Here is a 21,338-nt window from a genome sequence, read left to right as displayed (position 1 = left end):
GCGACTACGACCTCAGGCGGGATCCCCATGGCACGTCACGCAGCCCCTTCCGTACCGAACCGGCTCCGCAGCGCGGGCCTGACGGTCTCGATGGCCGGTGCCGCCCTGGCGCTGGCCGCCGGCGGCGCGCAGGCCGGTGAGCTCGACGTCCCGGCGGCCCTCGCCGGGGTCACCGACCCGATCGCGAACCTCAAGGTGAATCCGCTGGCCCGCACCGGCGTGGATCCGCTCGACAACGGCGTGGCCACCAAGGTCGCGGATTTCCCCGCCGTCGGCACCGGCATGGTCACGGGCGTCCTGACGCAGGGACCGTCGGTCGGTGAGCTGCCCACCGCCGCGGTCTCCTCGCTGCTGGGGCCGATGCTCCCCAAGCAGTAGGCACGAGGAGGCCGGGTACGAGAAGGCCCCGACAGCGCGGGGGGTGCTGCCGGGGCCGGTCTTCGAAGGCGGTCCTAGTAGGAGGAGCCGCCCGCGCCCAGCGAACCGGTCGGGTGCCAGACCGTCTTGGTCTCCAGGAACGCCGTCATGCGGGACGTGCCCGGGTCCGCGCTCCAGTCGTCCACAGGCTGTGGACGCAGGACGCGCTTGAGGTTGTCCGCCGCCGCGATCTCCAGCTCCTTGGCCAGCGCGGTGTCCGCGCCCGCCAGGTCGATCGCGTTGACGTCCTGGTGGGACGCCAGGTGCGGGCCCATCTCGCCGGCCTTGCCGGACAGGATGTTGACCACGCCGCCGGGCAGGTCGGAGGTGGCCAGCACCTCGCCCAGGGAGAGGGCGGGAAGCGGGGACTTCTCGCTCGCGATGACCACGGCCGTGTTGCCGGTCGCGATCACCGGGGCGATCACCGAGATCAGGCCCAGGAAGGACGAGTCCTGCGGGGCGACGACCGTGACGACACCGGTCGGCTCGGGGGTGGAGAGGTTGAAGAACGGGCCCGCGACCGGGTTGGCCCCGCCCACGATCTGGCCGATCTTGTCGGTCCAGCCCGCGTACCAGACCCAGCGGTCGATGGCCGCGTCCACGACGGCGCCGGCCTTCGACTTGGACAGGCCCTCGGCCTCGCCGACCTCGCGGACGAACTGGTCGCGGCGGCCCTCCAGCATCTCGGCGATGCGGTAGAGGATCTGACCGCGGTTGTACGCGGTCGCGCCGGACCAGCCGCCGAAGGCCTTGCGGGCGGCGACGACCGCGTCACGCGCGTCCTTGCGGGAGGACAGCGGTGCGTTGGCCAGCCAGTTGCCCTTGGAGTCCGTCACCTCGTACACCCGGCCGCTCTCGGAGCGGGGGAACTTGCCCCCGACGTACAGCTTGTAGGTCTTGAAGACGTTCAGACGGGTCGACTCAGACATCGAGGTAGCCCTCCAGGCCGTGGCGGCCGCCCTCGCGGCCGAAGCCCGACTCCTTGTAGCCGCCGAAGGGCGAGGTCGGGTCGAACTTGTTGAACGTGTTGGCCCAGACGACTCCGGCGCGGAGCTGGTTCGCGACCGCGAGGATGCGCGAGCCCTTCTCCGTCCAGATGCCGGCGGAGAGCCCGTACTGGCTGTTGTTGGCCTTGGCGACGGCCTCGTCGGGCGTACGGAAGGTCAGCACGGACAGCACCGGGCCGAAGATCTCGTCGCGGGCGACGGTGTGCGCCTGGGTGACGTTCGTGAAGAGCGTCGGGGCGAACCAGTAGCCGGCCGACGGCAGCTCGCACGCCGGGGACCAGCGCTCGGCGCCCTCGGCCTCGCCGGTCTCCGCGAGCGCGGTGATCCGGGCGAGCTGCTCGGCGGAGTTGATCGCGCCGATGTCGGTGTTCTTGTCGAGCGGGTCGCCGAGGCGCAGCGTGGAGAGGCGGCGCTTGAGCGAGTCCAGCAGCTCGTCGTGGATCGACTCCTGGACCAGCAGGCGGGAGCCCGCGCAGCAGACCTGGCCCTGGTTGAAGAAGATGCCGTTGACGATGCCCTCGACGGCCTGGTCGATGGGGGCGTCGTCGAAGACGATGTTGGCGCCCTTGCCGCCCAGCTCCAGGGTGACCTTCTTGTCGGTGCCGGCGACGTGGCGGGCGATCTTCTTGCCCACGGCGGTCGAGCCGGTGAAGGCGACCTTGTTCACGTCCGGGTGCTCGACGAGGGCGGCGCCCGCGTCGCCGTACCCGGTGAGGATGTTGACGACACCCTTGGGCAGGCCCGCCTGGCGGCAGATGTCCGCGAAGAACAGCGCCGACAGGGGCGTGGTCTCGGCGGGCTTCAGGACGACCGTGTTGCCGGTGGCGAGCGCCGGGGCGATCTTCCACGCGAGCATCAGGAGCGGGAAGTTCCACGGGATGACCTGGCCGGCCACGCCGAGCGGGCGCGGGTTCGGACCGTAGCCCGCGTGGTCGAGCTTGTCGGCCCAGCCCGCGTAGTAGAAGAAGTGCGCGGCGACCAGCGGGAGGTCCGCGTCGCGGGTCTCCTTGATCGGCTTGCCGTTGTCCAGGGTCTCCAGGACGGCGAGCTCGCGGCTGCGCTCCTGGATGATCCGGGCGATGCGGAAGAGGTACTTGGCGCGCTCGGAGCCGGGCAGCGCGGACCACTTCTCGAAGGCCTTGCGGGCGGCCTTGACGGCGCGGTCCACGTCGGCGGCGCCCGCCTGGGCGACCTCGGCGAGGACCTCCTCGGACGACGGGGAGATGGTCTTGAAGACCTTGCCGTCGGCGGCGTCGGTGAACTCGCCGTCGATGAAGAGCCCGTAGGAGGGGGCGATGTCGACGACCGAGCGGGACTCGGGAGCCGGTGCGTACTCGAATGCAGATGCCATGGTGATCAGTCCACCGTCACGTAGTCGGGACCGGAGTAACGGCCGGTGCTCAGCTTCTGGCGCTGCATCAACAGGTCGTTGAGCAGGCTGGAGGCGCCGAAGCGGAACCAGTGGTTGCTCAGCCAGTCCTCGCCCACGGTCTCGTTGACCAGGACCAGGAACTTGATCGCGTCCTTGGTGGTGCGGATGCCGCCGGCCGGCTTCACGCCGATCTGGATTCCAGTCTGCGCGCGGAAGTCGCGTACGGCTTCGAGCATGAGCAGCGTGTTCGCGGGGGTGGCGTTGACGCCCACCTTGCCGGTCGACGTCTTGATGAAGTCGGCGCCCGCGAGCATGCCGATCCAGGAGGCGCGGCGGATGTTGTCGTAGGTCGACAGCTCGCCGGTCTCGAAGATGACCTTGAGGCGGGCGGCGCTGCCGTCCTCGCGGACGCAGGCCTCCTTGATGGCCTTGATCAGCTCGTACGTCTCCAGGTAGCGGCCGGCGAGGAAGGCGCCACGGTCGATGACCATGTCGATCTCGTCGGCGCCGGCGGCGACGGCGTCACGGGTGTCCGCGAGCTTCACGGGCAGGGCGGCGCGGCCGGCCGGGAAGGCGGTGGCGACGGAGGCGACCTTGACGTCGGCGCCGTTCAGCGCGGCCTTCGCGGTGGCCACCATGTCGGGGTAGACGCAGACGGCGGCCGTCATCGGGCTCGTGCGGTCGGTCGGATCGGGGTTGACGGCCTTGGCGGAGAGCGCCCGGACCTTGCCCGGGGTGTCCGCGCCTTCCAGCGTCGTCAGGTCGATCATCGAGATGGCCAGGTCGATGGCATACGCCTTGGCCGTCGTCTTGATCGAACGGGTGCCGAGGGAGGCCGCGCGGGCCTCCAGGCCGACTGCGTCTACGCCGGGCAGCCCGTGCAGGAAGCGGCGCAGCGCACTGTCGGACGTCGTCACGTCAGCGAATGCGGTGAGGGTGGTGGGCATGGTCACCACATGAGCATATCTACGCGCGTAGCGGCCTGTCACCCCCTCCCCTCGTTCCGGTGCGGAATCGACACCTCCGGCCGCCGTTACACGTCCATGACAGGAGGGGGATCATCCACGAGTACAAGATCAATAGATTTCTTCTCAGCAGCCCGCCAGAAGCTCACCCGGACGAAAAACCGACAGAGAAAAACGCGGCATGCGGCTCTCCTCCACCTTCCGAGACCTGCTTCCAGGAGTCGTTATGCGTACCGCCCTCCGTGCCTCCATCGCCACCGCCGTCCTCGCCGGTGCGCTCCTCGCCCCCGCCGCGGGCACCGCGTACGCCGCCACCACCGCCACCGCCCCGCAGTCCGCGTCGGTCGCCTCGGAGACCGACCCCGACCGCTTCACCGGGACGCCGGTCTACATCGGTGAGGGCCTGGTCGCGGTGCTGCGCAACAAGGCGGAGGGCCCCGAGGCCTGGATCCGCTCCGTCGGGCCGGACTGGAAGCCGGGCGACAACTACATGTTCCGCGTGCTGGCCACGCTGAGCCGCATGAACGTCACGGAGACGGTGAACGGCCTGGAGCTGGAGCTCACCAAGGGGAACACCACCGCCCCGGTCCTCACCGTCGCCAAGGACGGCGCCACCAAGTCCTTCCCCCTGCCGGTGGCCGGCGGGGGCGGCGACCAGGGTGCCAAGTGCGTGTCCGGCACCGTCCGGCTCGGCCTCGGCGGCGGCCTGCTCGGCGACCTGCGCACGACCCCCGACGGGCCGGAGGTGCAGCTGGTCGACGGCGCGACCGGGAACGCGTACAAGAAGCTGACCCGCACCAGCCCCGCGCTGGCGAAGGGCGACCGCACCGGGGCCCGCATCGTGAACCCGAGCTCGGCCGAGCCGGAGCTGCGCTACGACACCCCCGGCGGGCAGTCCCCCTCCGAGACCGCGCTCTTCCCGGAGCTCCCCAAGGGCTGCACGTTCACCTACGCCTTCAAGGACGAGGCCCCGGTCACCCAGCCGACGGCCGAGCCCACCGCCAAGCCCACCGCCTCCACCGCCCCGAGCGCCGCCGGCGCCCCGAAGGCGCAGACGGCCGGCCAGACCACCATCGTCCCCAAGGGCGGGGTCGCCGCGGGCGCCGAGCTCGCCACCGAGGACCGTGACGACACCACGACCGCGCTGGCCGGCACCGGCCTCGTCGCGATCTTCGCGGGCATCGGAGCGGCCCTGCTGCTGCGTCGCCGCGCCGGCGCCCGGCGCTGACGCGGTACAGCGCCGACGCAGCCCGCGCCTTCCCCCGTCCCACCTTCCGGCGGGCCACCTTCGCGGTGGCCCGCCGGGCCCGTTCCCGGAGCACCCCCATGGCCCACCGCGTACGCCCCCTGCTCGCCGCCGTCCTGCTCTCGGCCGCCCTGACCGGTTGCGGCGCGGCCGCCGCCCCCACCCCGCCCGCGGACCCGGCCGCGGCCGCCCCGGCCCCGGCCGCCCCGGCCCCGGCCGCGGCCCCGCCCGCCGTCACGTCCACCACCGCGCCCGCCGCCCCCGCGCCGGCCGCCCCGCTGCCCGCCGCCGCGCCCGTACGCGTACGGATCCCCGCGGCCGGGGTGGACGCCTCCCCGGTGCTCCGGCTGGGGCTGGCCCCCGACGGCACCGTCGAGGTGCCCTCCGTCGCCGACGGGGACAAGATCGGCTGGTACACCAAGGGCGTCACCCCCGGCGAGACCGGTCCCGCCGTACTGATCGGCCACTTCGACACCGCCCGCGGCCCGGCCGTCCTCAAGGACGTCTCGCGCGTGCGCACCGGCGAGGAGATCACGGTCTCCCGCGCGGACGGCACCACGGCCGTGTTCCGCGTCCGCGAGCTGGAGCAGGTGGGCAAGAAGGACTTCCCCACCGCCAAGGTGTACGGGGACACCGCCCACCCGGAGCTGCGCGTCATCACGTGCGGCGGCGAGATCAAGGACGGCCACCGGCCCGACAACATCATCTTGTACGCCGATCTCGTGGGCTGAGACGGCGTGGGGCAGAATCGACCCCATGAGCAGCCAGCAGCAGCCGACCGATGAGCCGGTCTACGACGACCGCGTCTACCGCTCCTCCATGGGCGTCGTCTCGGGGGTACTGCTGCTCGCGCTGACCGCCTGGCTCTGCGGTGACGCCGTGGTGCGGGGCTCCGGGGACACCCCGTGGATCGCGCTGGCCTCGGCGCTGCTCGCCGTACCGCTGATCGTGGCCTTCACGATCCGCCCCGCCGTCTTCGCCAATGACGACCGCATGCGCGTACGGAACCCCTTCCGGATCATCGAGCTGCCCTGGGCGGCCGTGGACGCGGTCCGCGCCGGCTACTCGGCGGAGGTGCTGGCCGAGGGGTCGAAGTACCAGCTCTGGTCGGTGCCCGTCTCGCTGCGGGAGCGCAAGAAGGCGAACCGGCAGCGGCTGAAGGCGAACCGGGGCCCGAGCGTCCCGGGCGAGCGGCGCGTCGCCCCGGCCGAACCGCAGCGGGCCAGCGCGGACCGGATCGTGGACCAGCTCCAAGAGCTGGCCGAGCGCAGCGCCTCCCGGGCCGGCGCCCAGGGCAGCGTCCGGGTGAGCTGGTCGTACGAGATCATCGCGCCCGCCCTGGCCGGCGCGCTGCTTCTGATCGTCCTCCTCGCCACCCGCTGACCTGGACCCTTTCCGCGTCGAGTGCGCCCCGCCACACCCCCCGCACGGGCGGAACCGGGGCTACCGGGTGGTGCGTCCTCGCAGGTGTGCAGCGCAATGAGGCCGGCGGAAGCGCCGCCACCGCCACCGCCATCCACCTCCGTATCCGACTCATGGCCGGGGCCATGCTGGTCGCCCACCTCCTGGTCGTCGGCTGGCTGACCCTGCGGCCGCTCGACGTGCCCTGGGCCGCGGCGGCCAATCTGACCCCCCTGGAGGGGATCCGGGCGGACCTCGCCCAGGGGCCGCTGGAGGCCACCCGGCGCATCGGCGAGGGGCTGGCGCTGCTGGCCCCGCTCGGGGTGCTGCTGCCTATGGTCAGCGGGCGGCTCGCGCTGTCGACGCTGTCCGCGTGGTCCTCGCTGGCCCGGACCGCCGCCGCGGGCGCCCTGGTCTCGCTGAGCATCGCGATGCTCCAGACCGCCGTCCCGGGACAGGTCGTGGACGTGGACTCGGTGCTGCTGAACACCCTCGGCGTCCTGCTCGCGCACGCGGCCGTCGTACCGGCTCTGCGGGCCCGGCTGCGGCGTTCACACGCGGTTTATCAGGGGACTACCCCGAGGATTTCCAGGGTCGGGCTCGGCCCGTGGACCGACGTTCTGTCGGCGGTCCAGCGGGAGTATTGAGACATCGCAAGGCCGTGCCGGTCTGAAAAGCGATCCCGACGAAGGAGAACCTCATGAGCGCCATTGTCCGCCCCCGTGACGGCCGCTGGATCGGTGGAGTGTGCGCCGGACTGGCCAAGCGCTTCGGAATCTCCGCGAACACGATGCGCGCCATTTTCGTCGTCTCGTGCCTGCTGCCCGGCCCGCAGTTCCTGATCTACATCGCGCTGTGGGTGCTGCTGCCGAACGAGAAGTCCGCCTCCACCGCCTGGTGATCGGCGGCCGCCGACGGCGGCCGCCCCACCGGTCAGCGGGCCTTCTGGACCTTTTCCAGTTGCTTGTCGGTGACCTCCTGCGGCACGTGGGCCTTCTGCCCGGCCGCCGCCACGTTGAGGGCCATCAGCCGCACGACGGTGTCGCCCTCGCGCACGACGACCAGGTGGACCTGCGCGGAGACGCCCTCGGCGGCCGCGGTCGTGGTCCAGCTGACGCTCTCGTCGCCGGTCGTGCGGTAGTCGGCGGCCCGCACCTCGCGGTAGCTGCCGGTCTGCTTCTCGACCGAGGCGGAGAAGCCCGTACCGCAGGCGGCGACGGCGGCCTTGAGCCGGGCGATGAGCGCCTTGGCGTCGCTCTCGGCGTAGGAGCTGACGGAGGCGGAGACGGCGAGCCCGACCTGCTTCTGGGAGCCGACGCCGCGGTTGACGGTCTCGCGCGCGGCCGGGTCCGGCTTGTCGCCCATGATGTCGGCCAGCGGCTGGCAGGCCTTCTTGTCGGCCTGCGGCTGGCCGTCCGGGGCATTGGGGTTCTTGCCCTGTGCGGAGACCTGGTAGCCCGGCAGGTCGCCCTGTTCCAGCGCGGACCGCTCCAGCCTGCTGCCGCCGGTCTTCGGCGTGGCCACCCCGGGTGATCCGGACGCCGCCGGGGCGCCGGGCACGCCGGAGGCCTGGCCCGCGGAGCCCTTGGGGTCCGGTGCCTTGCCGCTCGCGGGGGTGTCCGTACTGCTGCACCCCACGGCCGCGAACAGCAGGGCGGGGACCAGCGCGACCATCGTCGCTCGTGCCTTCATGCGCATGACCGAAACCTCATACCCCAGTGCTGTACCGGCAGTTGGTCGTGATCGTGGCACACGGCACGACGTGGCGCCCACCCGTTCGAAGGGGTGTGCGCCACGTGTGCACGCGTACGATTTCCCGTACGAGGTCGCGTACGGATCAGCCTCCGAGGCCGCTGAGCGGCAGACCGCCGACCAGGCCGGTCACCGGAGCGAGGGCGGCGGCCGGGTCGCTCGACTCCTGGCCGTCCGCGCTCACCTGCTGCTGGCTGGTGACGCCCTGGAGGGCACCGGTGGCCGTGCCCAGCGCGTCGGTGATGCCGACGGCGGGGACTGCGGCCGAGGCGGTGCCGGCGGCGACGGCGGCGAAGGCGGCACCGAGAACGGCGACACCGAGGGTCTTGGCAGCTGACTGCTTCATGAAAACGTGTCCTTGCGACGAGGAATTGGGCGGCTCCGCAAACTAGTCACGTCAAACCCCCGCCCGCAAACATCCTTAAATACGAGAAAGCGCCCGGGAATTGCCTCACCCGGGCGCTTTCAGTACGTCATGCCTTGGCCTACACCGCGACAGAACCGCTGGTGGAAGCGGTCTGCTGGAACAGCCACTCCGACTTCAGCTCCGCGTACCCGGGCTTGATGACCTCATTGATCATGGCCAGCCGTTCATCGAAAGGAATGAACGCGGACTTCATGGCATTGACGGTGAACCACTGCATGTCGTCCAGCGTGTAGCCGAAGGTGTCCACCAGGTGCTCGAACTCGCGGCTCATGCTGGTGCCGCTCATCAGGCGGTTGTCGGTGTTGACCGTGAGCCTGAAGTGCAGCTTTCGCAGCAGACCGATCGGGTGCTCGGCGTACGAGGCGGCAGCGGCCGTCTGCAGGTTCGACGTCGGGCACATCTCCAGGGGGATGCGCTTGTCCCGGACGTACGAGGCCAGGCGGCCCAGCTTCACGGAACCGTCGGCGGCGACCTCGATGTCATCGATGATCTTCACGCCGTGACCGAGGCGGTCGGCGCCGCACCACTGCAGGGCCTGCCAGATCGACGGCAGCCCGAAGGCCTCGCCCGCGTGGATGGTGAAGTGGTTGTTCTCGCGCTTGAGGTACTCGAAGGCGTCGAGGTGGCGGGTGGGAGGGAACCCGGCCTCGGCGCCGGCGATGTCGAAGCCGACCACGCCGTTGTCGCGGTAGCGGTTGGCCAGCTCCGCGATCTCCAGGGCGCGGGCGGCGTGGCGCATCGCGGTCAGCAGCGCGCCGACGCGGATGCGGTTGCCGTTGGTCCGCGCGCGGCGCTCGCCCTCACGGAAGCCCTCGTTGACCGCCTCGACGACCTCTTCGAGGGTCAGGCCGGCTTCGAGGTGCTGCTCGGGCGCGTAGCGGATCTCGGCGTACACGACGCCGTCCTCGGCCAGGTCCTGGGCGCACTCGGAGGCCACCCGGAAGAGGGCCTCCTTCGTCTGCATGACGGCGCAGGTGTGCGCGAACGTCTCCAGGTAGCGCGGGAGGGAGCCGGAGTCGGCGGCTTCCCGGAACCAGATGCCGAGCTTGTCGGCCTCGGTCTCGGGAAGGTTCTCGTAGCCGACCTTGTGGGCCAGCTCGATGATGGTCCCGGGGCGCAGGCCACCGTCGAGGTGGTCGTGCAGGAGCACCTTCGGGGAGCGGCGGATCTGATCCGGGGTGGGCAGGTTGGGGGTCTCGCTCGTCATCTGCGCACTCTAACTCCTACGCGCGTAGAGGAGGTGACGGCCGCGTGCGCCGATATGTAACAGAGACCGCACGGACCGGTGGCGTACACCTCCGGGTCTGAGACTGTTCCGCCATGGCACAGCATGCGCCGCCGGCGCGCGGGGCCCGCCTGGGGCGGGCGGCCGGCGCGAACGGCTCGGTATCGACGGTCAGTGGTGTGGTGCTCCTGCTTCCCGGGACGTCCAGATTGTCCCCCGGTCCGGTACGCCCGCTCGCGCGGGCACTGGCCCGGGCAGGCGGGACGGAAGGGCTGGTCACGCACACCGTCATCCACGGCGGGGACTCCCCCCGGGAGGAGCAGGCGGGGTGGGCGGCGGACGAGGTGGTGCGGCGGTACGGAGACGTACCGGTGTGCCTGGCCGGCTACGACGCGGGGGGCCTGGCCGCGCTGCGGGCGGCGGGACACGACGCCGTCAACTCGATTCTGGCACTGGCCCCTTGCCTGGGGGAGGCGGCCGCGACGGACTCCCCTGAACCGGTGAAACAGCTTTCGGGGCGGCAGGTGTTGATCGTGCACGGCACCAACGACGCGCGCAGCGACCCGGAATCCTCCTTCCGGCTGGCGGCGCGGGCGAAGAAGGCGAATCGTTCGACCTGCCGGTTCGAGGTGCATTCGGACGGGCACGGGCTGCGCGAGCACCAGGCGGAAGTGGTGGCGCTGTCCGTCGACTTCGTCCTGGGGGCGGTGTTCTCGGGCCGGTACTCGCGGCCGGTGACGGACGCCCTGGCCGCGCCCCCGCCGCTGGGCCTGCGGATGCCGCTGGCCTCGGGGTTCGGGAGGTCCCTGCGGGGGTGAGTCACGGGCCCCGCGCGTAGAGTGAGTACGAGAACTCGGGGCTTCACTCCGGGAGGCGATGCATCATGGCCGGACTGGTGTCCAGGAGCTTCGACCAGGCCGACGAGACGCGGCCGTTCGCCGATGGCAAGGGCAGGCTGGACCTGCTGGAGACGGGCGGCCCGGGCGTGGGGCGCTCCGTCTTCGAGCCCGGCTGGAAGTGGTCGGAGCACGTCAAGCCGCTGGCCGGGACGGACAGCTGCCAGGCCGATCACACCGGATACCTGGTGAGCGGCCGCATGAAGGTCGTCATGGACGACGGGGAGAGCGCCGAATTCGGCCCCGGCGACTACATGCGGGTGCCCCCCGGGCACAACGCCTGGGTGCTGGGCGACGAGCCCTGCGTGGTGGTGGACTGGACCGGCTTCGCCAACTACGCGAAGCCCGCCGGCTGAGGCTCGGTGGTCGCGCCGGATCCCGTCCGTACCCGCCGCTCCGCCCCCGCTCGGTCGGAAGGCACCGGTGGATCGGGCGCGACCACCAGATCCACCCCCGTGCAGCCACTGTGCCTGTTCGGTATATGTCGACAGCGCCAGATGAGGCGTCGTCTTGCCGCCTTGCGGGAACACGAGGGGTTTACAAACAGTCACAGATAGGGACGAATAGGCATATGCCAGCCGAGGAAGTCGATCACGCCGGGGCGGCCGGGGAACTGAGCCCCGCGGCCCGGCGCCTCTACGCGTACGCCGTCGAGCGGCACGCCTTCGACACGGCCGAGGCCACCGAGGCCCTGGGCGTGCGCGCGGCCGCCGCGATCACCGAGCTGACCGGCGCGCACCTGCTCCAGCGCTCGCCCGGCGGCGGCCCGGAACGGTGGAGCGCCGTCGCGCCCCGCGCGGCGGCGGCCCGGGCACTGGCCCCGCTGGCCCTGCTCGTACGGGAGACCCACGACGAGATGGACCGGCTGCGCGGGCGGCTGGAGTCGCTGGTGCCCGCGTACGAGGCGGGGACCGCGCACCGGGACCTGAGCGGGTCGGGGCGGCTGGAACTGGTCACGGACCTCGGCGCGGTACGGGGGCTGATCGCGGAGCTGGTCGCGGCGTGCGAGCAGGAGATGCTGACCTCGCAGCCCGGCGGGGGCCGGCCGCTGGAGACGCTGGAGGAGTCGATCGGGCGGGACGAGTCGCTGCTGACGCGCGGGGTCCGGATGCGGACGATCTACCAGCACACGGCGCGCTACTCGCGGCCCACGGCGGCGTACGTCGAGCGGGTGACCGCGCTGGGCGCGCAGGTACGGACGCTCGGCGACGGGCTGATGCGGATGCTGGTCTTCGACGGCCACACGGGGGTGATGGCGGTGCCGGAACGCAGCGGGGCGGCGCTGGTGGTGCGCGAGCCGAACGTCGTGCACTTCATGACGTCGGCCTTCGAGCGGTCCTGGCTGGGGGCGGATCCCTTCCCGACGTCGGTGAGCCCGGAGGCGGCGCGGTCGCTCTCGGACGAGCTGCGGCAGACGATCGTCCGGCTGCTGTCGGAGGGGCTGGAGGACAAGGTGATCGCGCGGCGGCTGGGCATGTCGGAGCGGACGTGTCAGCGGCACATCGCCGAGATCATGCGGGCGGTCGGGGCGAAGTCCCGCTTCCAGGCGGGGTACTTGCTGGGGCCGCCGCCTACCGGGCCGGCTGCGCCGGACGAATCCAGCCCCGCCGGCGATTGAGGCGCGGGGTCCGGGGCAGAGCCCCGGGTCCGGGCGCAGCCCGGTTAGTCCCCGTCGCGGCTCGGCGCCTCCAGTTCGGGAAGCAGGCGCCCTCTGCGGGACAGCAGGAAGCGTTTGAACTCCGCCACCGGTGGGGTGTCGGGGTGGCCGTCGAGCCAGGCGACGCCGATCTCGCGGGCGGCGCGCGGGGCGGTGACCGTCAGTTCGACCACCCCGGGGCGGGCCACGGCCGGGGGTGGCAGGAGGGCCACGCCGAGACCGGCGGCGACCAGGCCGCGCAGGGTTTCGGCCTCCTCGCCCTCGAAGGCGACGCGGGGGGTGAACCCGGCCTCCGCGCACAGGTCGTCGGTGATGCGGCGCAGGCCGTAGCCGGCTTCCAGGGTGACGAAGGTTTCCTCCGCGGCCTCGGCGAGACGGATGCGCTTGCGCCCGGCGAGCCGGTGGTCGTCGGGGACGACCAGGCGCAGGCGCTGTTCGTCGAGGCGGCGGGCGACGAGGTCGGGGGCGTCGGGGAGCGGTGAGGTGAGGCAGAGGTCGAGTTCGCCGGCCCGGAGCTTCTCCAGCATGGCCTCGCCGTAGTTCTGGACCAGCGAGAAGCGCACGCGCGGGTGGTCGGCACGGAAGGCGCGGATGAGGCCGGGCACGGTCTCGGACCCGAGGGTGTGCAGGAAGCCGAAGGCGACCTTGCCGAAGGCCGGGTCGGCATCCAGCTGGACGGATTCGGCGGCGCGGGCGATCCCGTCGAGGGCCTGTTCGGCGGAGGCCAGGAAGGTACGGCCCGCCGTGGTGAGGGCGACGGTGCGGCCCTTGCGGGCGAACAGCGTGACGCCCAGGTCCTGTTCGAGGCGGACCATGGCCCGCGACAGGGTGGACTGGGGGACGCCCAGTTCGTGGGCGGCGCGGGTGACGTGCTCGTGCCGGGCGACGGCCGCGAAGTACGCGAGGCGCGGGGCCAGCAGACGTGTCACGGACAAGTCTTCTTCGTAACGGTTCATCGACATGCGCCGCCCTGAGCTGTGCTGATGCGTGAGTGGATCGATTATCGCGAATCCGTGCATTGGACGCATCAAAAAGGCGGACCTAGGGTTTTCGTATGCCTCCCGCTCATACCGGGGCACCCGTCACCGCGGGTGCCTCCACCTTGCCGTCCCTGGACTCCTCGACCGAGGGCCGGGAACCCGGCCGCCCCGGCTACCGCCGGATGAGCCTCGCGCTCTTCGCCGCCGGACTCGCCACCTTCGCACTCCTCTACTCCACCCAGGCGCTGCTGCCCGCGATCTCCGACGGCTTCGGGGTGACGGCGGGTCAGGCCAGCTGGACGGTGTCCGCGGCCACCGGCGCGCTCGCCCTGTTCGTCCTGCCGCTCAGTGCCCTGTCCGAGCGGTTCGGGCGCACCCGGATGATGACCTGGTCGATGGTGGTGGCCGTGGGCGTCGGCCTGCTGATCCCCCTCGCCCCGAACCTGGAGTGGCTGATCGCGCTGCGCGCCGTCCAGGGCGCGGCGATCGCCGGGATTCCGGCCTCCGCGATGGCGTACCTGGCGGAGGAGGTCAAGCCGAAGGCCCTGGTGGCCGCGATCGGCCTGTTCGTGGCGGGGAACTCCATCGGCGGCATGAGCGGTCGCATCGTCACCGGCTGGGCCGCGCAGTTCGGGGGCTGGCGGGCCGGGCTGGGAGCCGTCGCGCTGATGTCGCTGGCCTGCGCGGTGGCCTTCCTGGTGCTGCTGCCCCGGGCGCGGTTCTTCCGGCCCGCGTCGCTGAACCCGCGCGCGGTGGGCCGTACCGTCTCCGGCCACCTGCGTGATCCGCTGCTGCTGCGGCTGTACGGGATCGGCGCGCTGTTCATGACGGTCTTCGGGGCGGTGTACACCGTCATCGGCTACCGCCTCGTCGACGAGCCGTTCTCGCTCGGGCAGGGCGTGGTCGGGTCGATCTTCCTGATCTACCTGGTCGGCACGGTCTCCTCCGCGGCCGCCGGCCGGCTGGTGGCCCGCACGGGGCGGCGCGGCGCGCTGTACCTGGCCGTGACCACCACCGCGCTGGGGCTGCTGCTGTCGCTGGCCGAGTCCCTGGCGGCGGTCCTGGCCGGGCTGGTCCTGATCACGGCGGGCTTCTTCGCCGGGCACGCGGTGGCCTCCGCCGCGGTGAGCCGGACGGCGAAGACGGGCCGGGCGCAGGCTTCGGCGCTCTACCAGTCGGCGTACTACCTCGGCTCCAGCGCCGGCGGCACCCTGGGCGCGCTCGCCTACCACGGGGCCGGGTGGGCGGCCACGGTCGGCATCGCGCTGCTGGCGGTCCTCGGGGTCGTGTCGATCACCCTGTACGGGTCGCACGCGGCGCGGACGGAGCGGGCACAGCTCGCGCAGCGGCGGATGCCGGCCTCGGCGATGGTCGCGCGCTGACGAAATCTACGCTCACCGCCTGAGCAACCCCCGCTTGTTTTCCGGGCATTCAACACGGAGGACGAACGCTGTCGGAGCAGGGGAGGACCGGATGGGGACGCGGACGAGGGCGCGGGCGTGGGCGACGCGCGTGCGCGGGAAGCGGCGGGCCGTGGTGTGGGGCGGGGCGGCGGCGCTGGCGCTGCCGATGGTGGTCGCGGCGGGCGGGTCGGCGCAGGCCGCCTCCTGCAACCTCACCACCGGCCCGTACCAGCGGCAGGTCGAGCAGTTCCTGGGGCGGCCCGTGGACGGCAGGCAGTCGGCGGCCGACTGCGCGGCCGTCAGGGCGTTCCAGGCGAGCCACGGGATCACCCCGACCCAGGGGTACGCCGGGCCGCTGACCTGGCAGACGATGAGCACGATGCTGGCCCAGCGGGCGGCCGGCAGCACCCCGAACAAGGCGGGCAACTGCCCGACGAACCGCGGGCGGATCGCCTGCGTCGACCTGACGAGGCAGCTCAGCTGGATCCAGGACGGCGCCACCCTGAGGTACGGCCCGGTCCCGGTCCGCACCGGCAAGGACGGCACGGAGACCCGGACCGGCCTGAAGAAGATCTACTACCGCAGCATCAACCACTGGTCGACGATCTACGACGTCTCGATGCCGTACTCGCAGTTCTTCGACGGCGGCATCGCCTTCCACTCGACCACCAAGAGCATGTGGAACCCGCCCGGTTCGGGCGGCTGCGTGAACATGCGGCCCGCCGACGCCAAGGCGTACTGGACCATGCTGGGCAAGGGCGAGGACGTCTACGTGTACGGCCGCAAGCCCGGCACCTAGTGCGCGGTCCGCACGGCGGTCTCGGCTGCGGGCGCCGTGCGCAGGCCGTCCAACCTCCGTAGGCTCGCCCGGCGTTGTACGAGGGACAGCCCTGCCACCGCCGCCCCGAGGGCCAGCCAGCCCGCCGGGCCGGCGGTCATCACCGCGCCGGTGAGCAGCAGCGGGCCGGCGGACTTCTGGACGGACTGGGCCATGCCGGCCACGCCGAGGTACGAGGCGCGCGCCTCGCGGGGCGCGAGGGAGACCGCCAGTTCCCAGGAGCTGACCGACCGCATCAGCTCGGCCGCGGTGGCCAACACCGCCGCGGCGAGCAGGGCCGCCGAGGCGGCCCAGACCCCTCCCCCGGCGGCGGTGGCCAGGAGGACGCAGCACGCGAGTGTGGTCAGCCCGTACAGGGCGACCGCTCCCGTGGCCTGGCGGGGGCCTTGGACCTTGGCCGACACGCGCAGTTGCAGGGCGACGACGAGCACGGTGTTGATGACCAGGAAGGCCGGGATCAGGGCGTGCGGCGCCGTGGTGTGGCTCACCAGCCACAGCGGCAGGCCGACCCCGAGGATCGAGTCGTCCAGGTTCATCGGGATGTCCAGCAGGACGAACCGGAGGTAGCCGCGGTCCCGCCAGGGACTCGGCCCGGGCGGGACCGCCGCCCGGCCCGCCCCGCCTTCCCCGGCCGCCGGGCCCGGTTCCTCGTCGCCGGTCGGTGCGGCCACGAGCCCGTGGCCGCGCGGCTCCCGGGTGCGCCACACCAGGACCGCGGCCGCGAGGAAGGAGAGCGCGTTGGCCAGGATCAGGGCGTGGTAGGCGCCCCGGGTCCCGATGGCGAGGCCGATCGCGGCGAGGCCCGCGCCGAGGGCGTATCCGGCGTTCGCCGAACTGCGCGACAGCGCCTGGTAGGTGGCGCGCTGCTCGCCCGCGACCCTGGTGGCGAAGAGCATCTCCAGGGTCTTGGCCGCCCGGTCTCCCAGGTGGGTGAGGGCGAACACGGGCAGCAGCAGGTCGAATTCGGTGACCACCAGCAGCGCGCAGAGGGTCCCCAGGCGGAGCAGGTGGCAGCCGATCAGCAGGGCGCGCACCGGGAAGCGGTCGGCGAGGTGGCCCGCCAGCGGTGATCCGGCGATGCCCGCCACTCCGGCCGCGCCGAGCAGCAGGCCGAGCTGCCCGGCGTCGAGTCCGACGATGAAGGTGAAGTACAGGACGGAGGATGCGGCCCATACGCCCGTGCCCGCGCGGTCCAGCAGCTGGGCGAGCAGCATGATCCGTGCGTCACGGCCCCCCGGCGGCCTGCGCAGCTGCGCGATCAGGCCGGTTTCCCCCCGCCGTGCCTTCCTGATCTCCCCGCCGCGCCGCATCCCTGGCCTCCGCATCCGCCGTCCATGTATCTCGATGTCGAGATACATTGCGGAAGCCTGCCCCACATCAATCTTGACGTCAAGATACTTGATGTCGATAGACAGCCCCGTCCGGCTGCGGCTGTCAGACCCCTCCGGTAGTTTCCGAAGTACGGGAAACCGCCAGGGAGATGAACGGACGTAACGGGATCCCCCTCCCGAAAGAGGGGGCTTTCAGCCCTACCGGCTGAGGGCCGCCGTTACCAGCACCAGCCAACGATCCGTATGTGGAGGTGAACGAAGTTGGCTACGTATCGCGTAGGGCAGAAGACCCACCCACCTGTGCTTCCTCAGCAGTTGGCTCTGGAATTCGAGTCAGCAGACACCCCCCGGATCGGGGACGAAACGGGACTCGAAGGCCGTAAGGCACCCGGCGCGGTACATGTGCGAGGGGAGATGCCCGACGCTTCACCTGGCGCCGGGCGCGTCACCCCCAACCGTGAGGTTGGGGAGAAGGCCCATGAAGGCCACCCCGTCGTGTTCGTCCTGGACAAACACGGCACACCGCTCCAACCCACCAGCCCCGCGAGGGCCCGCAAGCTCCTCCATCAGGGCAGAGCCGTCGTGGCCCGGCACACCCCGTTCGTGATCCGGCTGAAAGACCGCACCGCCGGCGAGTCACAGATCGATGCCGCACCAAATGGAACCGGCAGCGGACCGGTACTCCCAAAACCCACACGTTGGACGCCCTGTGCGTCGGCCACCTCGACGCCGTCTCCCGTACCCCAGCCCGCATCCTCGCCGTCGCCGCAACCGGGCGTGGCACCTATACCCGCACCCGCACCGACAAGTACGGCTTCCCCCGTCTGCGTCTGCCCAGGCAGAAGACGTTCTTCGGCTACCAGACCGGAGACCTCGCCCGCGCCGTCGTCCCCACCGGCAAGAAGACCGGCACGCACACCGGCCGTATCGCCGTCCGCGCCACCGGCAGTTTCAACATCAAAAATGTGCACGGACTCATCCAAGGCATCGGGCACAAACACTTCCACCTCCTCCAACGAGCCGACGGCTACGCCTACACCGCCCGACCCGAAGGCCCCACTGTTGCCATCTGACCTCCACAGGAGGAGCGAAGAGACCTCCGGCGCTCCGCGCCTCCGCCCCAAGGATTCGTTTCCTCCCCCAGCCAAAGCAGGGGCATCCACGAAAGAAGCCCGATGAGCGACCTCGCCACCAGCACGGACCTCGACGCGGCGATGGACCGCTACCGCGTCGAACTCACCGGCTACTGCTATCGGATGCTCGGCTCCTCCTTCGACGCCGAGGACGCGGTGCAGGACACGTACATCCGCGCCTGGCGCAGCCACGAGAAGTTCGAGGGCCGCTCCTCGCTGCGGTCGTGGCTGTACCGGATCGCCACCAACGTCTGCCTGGACCTGCTGAACGCCGGGAACAAGCGGGCCCGCCCGATGGACCTGACCGCCCCGCAGCACCAGGCCTCCGCCGTGCTCAACGAGCGGCCCGAGGTGACCTGGCTGGAGCCGGTCCCGGACGGCCGGGTGCTGCCGCAGACCGCCGACCCCGCCGAGATGGCCCTCGCCAAGGAGTCCGTCCGGCTGGCCTTCGTCGCGGCGCTCCAGCACCTGCCGGCCAAGCAGCGGGCGGTGCTGATCCTGCGCGAGGTGCTGGCCTGGAAGGCGGACGAGGTCGCGCGACTGCTGGACACCACGGTGGCGTCGGTGAACAGCGCGCTCCAGCGGGCCCGGGCCACGCTGGCCGGGCACGGGCTGCGCGAGAGCGACCCCGCCGACCCGCTGGACGCGGACCAGGCGAAGCTGCTGGAGCAGTACCTGGCCGCCTTCGAGGCCTATGACATCTCACGGCTCACCACGCTCCTGCACGAGGACGCGGTGCTGTCGATGCCGCCGTTCGACCTGTGGCTCCGGGGCCACGAGGACATAGCGGCCTGGCACCTGAACCAGGGCATCGGCTGCAAGGGCTCGCGGCTGGTCCCGACGACGGCGAACGGCATGCCGGCCTTCGGCCAGTACCGGCCGGCCGCCGACGGGAAGGGCCACACCCCGTGGGCGCTCCAGGTCCTGGAGATCTCAGACGGCAAGATCACCGGGCTCAACGCCTTCCTGGACACCGCCCGGTGGTTCCCGCTCTTCGGTCTCCCCGAGCAGCTCGACGAGGCCCAGGAGGTCCAGTAGCCCGCGGTAGGCGGGGCCGACCCCGGTGACGGTGAAGCCCCCGCCGCGACCTCGGGCGGTCAGCCGCAGCCGGGCGAGCGCCTCGACGGCGCCGAGCCCGGGCTCGGTGACGGCGCCCGCGTCGCACACCACGGCGGTCGCCCCGTCCTCGTACAGCCGGGCCAGCCGCGCGCACAGCCGCGCGGCGTCGTGTCCGGTCGGGCTGGGTCCGGGCAGGACAAGTCGTCTGATCGTCACGAGGGGGTGACTCCCCTGCCTGCCGAAACTCATCGGGGGCAAGCACAATGGCCTGATGGATCACCCCGCCTACTGGGACCCGATGCCCACCGCGCACGCGCTCACGCCGTCCGATGCGTCAAGTCGGTTCCCGACGTTCACGGGGAAGTGGGCGGAGCGGAACTGGCGCAACGTCCCCGGCCCGTTCTACGGCGCGGACACCGACTGCATGGAGATGGGGCGGTGCGAGGCCCCGCACCACGTGGCCTACGACGGTGAGCACGAGTTCGTGTTCCGGCAGCCGGTGAACGCGGCCGAGACCCGGCGCCTCGTAGCGGCGGCCGAGCTGGAGCTGTACTCCGGCTACGCCTTCGACGGCGACGAGCACTGGACCCCCGAGGCCGTCCGCGACTGGTGGCGGGACCGCGGCCGGGTGCGCGAGTGGGCCGTGGCCGCCGCGGTCGAGTGGGCCGGTTACGACGAGGATCCGCGGTACTTCGCGCACTACCACGAAGCCGCGCAGGGCCACCGGGACTTCGTCGCCCACATCGACGACGGCCTGGAGGCGTACCTGCGCGGCTACTTGTTCTGGCTGGAGCAGCGCCGCGAGCCCTTCCCGCGCGAGACACTCCCCGGCCTGTGAAAAGACGCCGGCGCGGCTCCGGACGGGGAGCCGCGCCGACGAGACCAGGGCCCGGGATCAGGCGATGCGGTCCAGCACGATCGGCGTGGCGGAGAAGGCCGTGCCCGCCGGAGCGATGTCGTAGCCGCCCTCCAGCGCCGCCAGGGCGTACTCGAACTTCTCCGGGGTGTCCGTGTGCAGGGTCATCAGCGGCTGGCCCGCCGTGACGGTGTCGCCCGGCTTCGCGTGCAGCTCGATGCCGGCGCCCGCCTGCACCGGGTCCTCCTTGCGGGCGCGGCCGGCGCCCAGGCGCCACGCGCCGACGCCGACGCCGTACGCGTCCAGGCGGGTCAGGACGCCCGAGGCCGGGGCCGTGACCACGTGCTGCTCGCGGGCCACCGGGAGGGCCGCGTCCGGGTCGCCGCCCTGCGCCGCGATCATCCGGCGCCAGTGGTCCATCGCGGAGCCGTCGGCCAGGGCCTTCGCCGGGTCGGCGTCCTTGATGCCCGCCGCCTCCAGCATCTCCTGGGCGAGCGCGATGGTCAGCTCGACCACGTCCGCCGGGCCGCCGCCCGCCAGGACCTCCACCGACTCGCGGACCTCCAGCGCGTTTCCGGCGGTCAGGCCGAGCGGCGTGGACATGTCCGTCAGGAGCGCGACGGTCTTGACGCCCGAGTCGGTGCCCAGGCCCACCATGGTCCGCGCCAGTTCCCGCGCGTCCTCGATGTTCTTCATGAAGGCGCCGGTGCCGACCTTCACGTCCAGGACGAGCGAGCCCGTGCCTTCGGCGATCTTCTTGGACATGATCGAGGAGGCGATGAGCGGGATGGCCTCGACCGTGCCGGTGACGTCGCGCAGGGCGTAGAGCTTCTTGTCCGCCGGGGCCAGACCGTCGCCCGCGGCGCAGATGACCGCGCCGGTGGTGTCCAGGACGTGCATCATCTCCTCGTTGGAGAGCAGCGCGCGCCAGCCGGGGATGGACTCCAGCTTGTCGAGGGTGCCACCGGTGTGGCCGAGCCCGCGGCCCGACAGCTGCGGCACGGCCGCGCCGCACGCGGCGACGAGCGGGGCCAGCGGGAGGGTGATCTTGTCGCCGACGCCGCCCGTGGAGTGCTTGTCGGCGGTCGGGCGGGAGAGCGAGTCGAAGTTCATGCGCTCGCCGGAGGCGATCATCGCCGCGGTCCAGCGGGCGATCTCGGTGCGGTTCATGCCGTTCAGCAGGATGGCCATCGCCAGCGCCGACATCTGCTCGTCGGCCACGACACCGCGGGTGTACGCGTCGATGACCCAGTCGATCTGCTCGGGGCTCAGCTCACCGCGGTCCCGCTTGGTCCGGATGACGGAGATGACGTCCATGTGGTGCTTCCTTCTACGCGCATAGAGAGAGGGGTTTGCGGAAGTACGACGGCCCT

The 21,338-nt window shown here is 71.8% G+C and carries 24 protein-coding genes and 1 pseudogene; 15 read left to right on the top strand and 10 right to left on the bottom strand.

From position 1 onward, the window contains the following. The first annotated feature begins 27 nt into the window (after positions 1 to 27). Positions 28 to 378, top strand: a complete 351-nt coding sequence (locus tag ACZ45T_RS01205; RefSeq protein ID WP_468436129.1) for a hypothetical protein — start codon at positions 28 to 30, stop codon at positions 376 to 378. 74 nt (positions 379 to 452) lie between these two features. Here the strand turns inward: ACZ45T_RS01205 and ACZ45T_RS01200 are convergent, their stop codons facing one another. The 3 genes from ACZ45T_RS01200 to deoC are packed head-to-tail and all read right to left on the bottom strand — an operon-like array spanning position 453 to position 3,743. Beyond that, complete coding sequence (locus ACZ45T_RS01200; RefSeq protein ID WP_468436127.1) at positions 453 to 1,346, bottom strand: aldehyde dehydrogenase family protein; 894 nt, start codon at positions 1,344 to 1,346, stop codon at positions 453 to 455. Further along, positions 1,339 to 2,775, bottom strand: a complete 1,437-nt coding sequence (locus tag ACZ45T_RS01195) for an aldehyde dehydrogenase family protein (RefSeq protein WP_468436125.1) — start codon at positions 2,773 to 2,775, stop codon at positions 1,339 to 1,341. The genes ACZ45T_RS01200 and ACZ45T_RS01195 overlap by 8 nt, the downstream gene beginning before the upstream one ends. A 5-nt stretch (positions 2,776 to 2,780) precedes the next feature. Beyond that, positions 2,781 to 3,743: a deoxyribose-phosphate aldolase gene (deoC, locus tag ACZ45T_RS01190; protein WP_468436990.1), complete on the bottom strand. Its 963-nt coding sequence runs from the start codon at positions 3,741 to 3,743 to the stop codon at positions 2,781 to 2,783. A gap of 244 nt (positions 3,744 to 3,987) precedes the next feature. On the opposite strand from deoC, the gene ACZ45T_RS01185 reads away from it, so the two are divergent. The 5 genes from ACZ45T_RS01185 (at position 3,988) to ACZ45T_RS01165 (ending at position 7,309) form a co-directional block, all read left to right on the top strand. Beyond that, positions 3,988 to 4,989 carry a hypothetical protein gene (locus ACZ45T_RS01185; RefSeq protein ID WP_468436123.1) on the top strand — a complete coding sequence of 334 codons (1,002 nt, stop codon included), beginning with the start codon at positions 3,988 to 3,990 and terminating at the stop codon, positions 4,987 to 4,989. Between the two features lie 98 nt (positions 4,990 to 5,087). Beyond that, the gene (locus tag ACZ45T_RS01180; RefSeq protein ID WP_468436121.1) at positions 5,088 to 5,738 is read left to right on the top strand and encodes a class F sortase; all 651 of its coding nucleotides are present in this window, start codon (positions 5,088 to 5,090) and stop codon (positions 5,736 to 5,738) included. Between the two features lie 25 nt (positions 5,739 to 5,763). Beyond that, positions 5,764 to 6,390, top strand: coding sequence for a PH domain-containing protein (locus ACZ45T_RS01175; RefSeq protein WP_468436119.1), 627 nt, complete (start codon positions 5,764 to 5,766; stop codon positions 6,388 to 6,390). Positions 6,391 to 6,476: 86 nt separating this feature from the next. Further along, positions 6,477 to 7,055 carry a VanZ family protein gene (locus ACZ45T_RS01170; RefSeq protein WP_468436117.1) on the top strand — a complete coding sequence of 193 codons (579 nt, stop codon included), beginning with the start codon at positions 6,477 to 6,479 and terminating at the stop codon, positions 7,053 to 7,055. Positions 7,056 to 7,108: 53 nt separating this feature from the next. Further along, positions 7,109 to 7,309, top strand: coding sequence for a PspC domain-containing protein (locus ACZ45T_RS01165; protein WP_468436115.1), 201 nt, complete (start codon positions 7,109 to 7,111; stop codon positions 7,307 to 7,309). Between the two features lie 32 nt (positions 7,310 to 7,341). Here the strand turns inward: ACZ45T_RS01165 and ACZ45T_RS01160 are convergent, their stop codons facing one another. The 3 genes from ACZ45T_RS01160 to ACZ45T_RS01150 all read right to left on the bottom strand — a co-directional run bounded on the left by ACZ45T_RS01160 (position 7,342) and on the right by ACZ45T_RS01150 (position 9,794). Beyond that, on the bottom strand, positions 7,342 to 8,106 hold the full coding sequence (locus ACZ45T_RS01160; protein WP_468436113.1) for a hypothetical protein: 765 nt from the start codon (positions 8,104 to 8,106) through the stop codon (positions 7,342 to 7,344). A gap of 139 nt (positions 8,107 to 8,245) precedes the next feature. Next, complete coding sequence (locus ACZ45T_RS01155; protein ID WP_468436111.1) at positions 8,246 to 8,506, bottom strand: hypothetical protein; 261 nt, start codon at positions 8,504 to 8,506, stop codon at positions 8,246 to 8,248. 139 nt (positions 8,507 to 8,645) lie between these two features. After that, positions 8,646 to 9,794, bottom strand: a complete 1,149-nt coding sequence (locus ACZ45T_RS01150; protein WP_468436108.1) for an adenosine deaminase — start codon at positions 9,792 to 9,794, stop codon at positions 8,646 to 8,648. Positions 9,795 to 9,907: 113 nt separating this feature from the next. Here ACZ45T_RS01150 and ACZ45T_RS01145 point away from each other — a divergent pair, with 113 nt between their 5' ends. The 3 genes from ACZ45T_RS01145 (at position 9,908) to ACZ45T_RS01135 (ending at position 12,326) form a co-directional block, all read left to right on the top strand. After that, entirely contained in the window at positions 9,908 to 10,630 is a 723-nt protein-coding gene (locus ACZ45T_RS01145) for an alpha/beta hydrolase (RefSeq protein ID WP_468436106.1), read from the top strand. Between the two features lie 65 nt (positions 10,631 to 10,695). Next, the gene (locus ACZ45T_RS01140) at positions 10,696 to 11,064 is read left to right on the top strand and encodes a cupin domain-containing protein (protein ID WP_468436104.1); all 369 of its coding nucleotides are present in this window, start codon (positions 10,696 to 10,698) and stop codon (positions 11,062 to 11,064) included. 215 nt (positions 11,065 to 11,279) lie between these two features. Further along, positions 11,280 to 12,326: a helix-turn-helix transcriptional regulator gene (locus tag ACZ45T_RS01135; protein ID WP_468436102.1), complete on the top strand. Its 1,047-nt coding sequence runs from the start codon at positions 11,280 to 11,282 to the stop codon at positions 12,324 to 12,326. 44 nt (positions 12,327 to 12,370) lie between these two features. Here the strand turns inward: ACZ45T_RS01135 and ACZ45T_RS01130 are convergent, their stop codons facing one another. Beyond that, positions 12,371 to 13,321 carry a LysR family transcriptional regulator gene (locus tag ACZ45T_RS01130; RefSeq protein WP_468436988.1) on the bottom strand — a complete coding sequence of 317 codons (951 nt, stop codon included), beginning with the start codon at positions 13,319 to 13,321 and terminating at the stop codon, positions 12,371 to 12,373. A gap of 98 nt (positions 13,322 to 13,419) precedes the next feature. Between ACZ45T_RS01130 and ACZ45T_RS01125 the strand changes: the two genes are divergently transcribed. Together ACZ45T_RS01125 and ACZ45T_RS01120 are read left to right on the top strand one after the other, a co-directional pair. Further along, the gene (locus tag ACZ45T_RS01125; RefSeq protein ID WP_468436100.1) at positions 13,420 to 14,727 is read left to right on the top strand and encodes an MFS transporter; all 1,308 of its coding nucleotides are present in this window, start codon (positions 13,420 to 13,422) and stop codon (positions 14,725 to 14,727) included. Positions 14,728 to 14,914: 187 nt separating this feature from the next. Then, positions 14,915 to 15,547, top strand: a complete 633-nt coding sequence (locus tag ACZ45T_RS01120) for a L,D-transpeptidase family protein (RefSeq protein ID WP_468436986.1) — start codon at positions 14,915 to 14,917, stop codon at positions 15,545 to 15,547. Here ACZ45T_RS01120 and ACZ45T_RS01115 read toward each other — a convergent pair. Then, a complete protein-coding gene (locus tag ACZ45T_RS01115; RefSeq protein WP_468436098.1) occupies positions 15,544 to 16,800 on the bottom strand; it encodes an MFS transporter in 1,257 nt (418 codons plus the stop codon). The two genes, ACZ45T_RS01120 and ACZ45T_RS01115, sit on opposite strands and share 4 nt — an antisense overlap. Positions 16,801 to 17,331: 531 nt before the next feature. Here ACZ45T_RS01115 and ACZ45T_RS01110 point away from each other — a divergent pair. The 3 genes and pseudogenes from ACZ45T_RS01110 to ACZ45T_RS01100 all read left to right on the top strand — a co-directional run. Next, positions 17,332 to 17,496 (top strand): annotated as a pseudogene (locus tag ACZ45T_RS01110) (RRXRR domain-containing protein); the annotation flags it as partial. Positions 17,497 to 17,615: 119 nt separating this feature from the next. Continuing rightward, complete coding sequence (locus tag ACZ45T_RS01105) at positions 17,616 to 17,990, top strand: hypothetical protein (RefSeq protein WP_468437034.1); 375 nt, start codon at positions 17,616 to 17,618, stop codon at positions 17,988 to 17,990. 102 nt (positions 17,991 to 18,092) lie between these two features. Beyond that, positions 18,093 to 19,088: a sigma-70 family RNA polymerase sigma factor gene (locus tag ACZ45T_RS01100; protein WP_468436096.1), complete on the top strand. Its 996-nt coding sequence runs from the start codon at positions 18,093 to 18,095 to the stop codon at positions 19,086 to 19,088. On the opposite strand, the gene ACZ45T_RS01095 is transcribed toward ACZ45T_RS01100, so the two are convergent. Then, entirely contained in the window at positions 18,984 to 19,325 is a 342-nt protein-coding gene (locus ACZ45T_RS01095) for an STAS domain-containing protein (protein ID WP_468436094.1), read from the bottom strand. The two genes, ACZ45T_RS01100 and ACZ45T_RS01095, sit on opposite strands and share 105 nt — an antisense overlap. Positions 19,326 to 19,380: 55 nt before the next feature. Between ACZ45T_RS01095 and ACZ45T_RS01090 the strand changes: the two genes are divergently transcribed. After that, entirely contained in the window at positions 19,381 to 19,947 is a 567-nt protein-coding gene (locus ACZ45T_RS01090) for a ferredoxin (RefSeq protein WP_468436092.1), read from the top strand. 57 nt (positions 19,948 to 20,004) lie between these two features. On the opposite strand, the gene ACZ45T_RS01085 is transcribed toward ACZ45T_RS01090, so the two are convergent. After that, positions 20,005 to 21,282 (bottom strand): thymidine phosphorylase, encoded by a 1,278-nt coding sequence (locus tag ACZ45T_RS01085; protein ID WP_453374223.1) that lies wholly within the window; start codon positions 21,280 to 21,282, stop codon positions 20,005 to 20,007. Positions 21,283 to 21,338: the final 56 nt, after the last annotated feature.

Source organism: Streptomyces sp. NPDC030995, from assembly GCF_055571215.1.
Note: the sequence above shows the minus strand (reverse complement) of the source record. Positions and strands in the feature narration are given on the sequence as shown.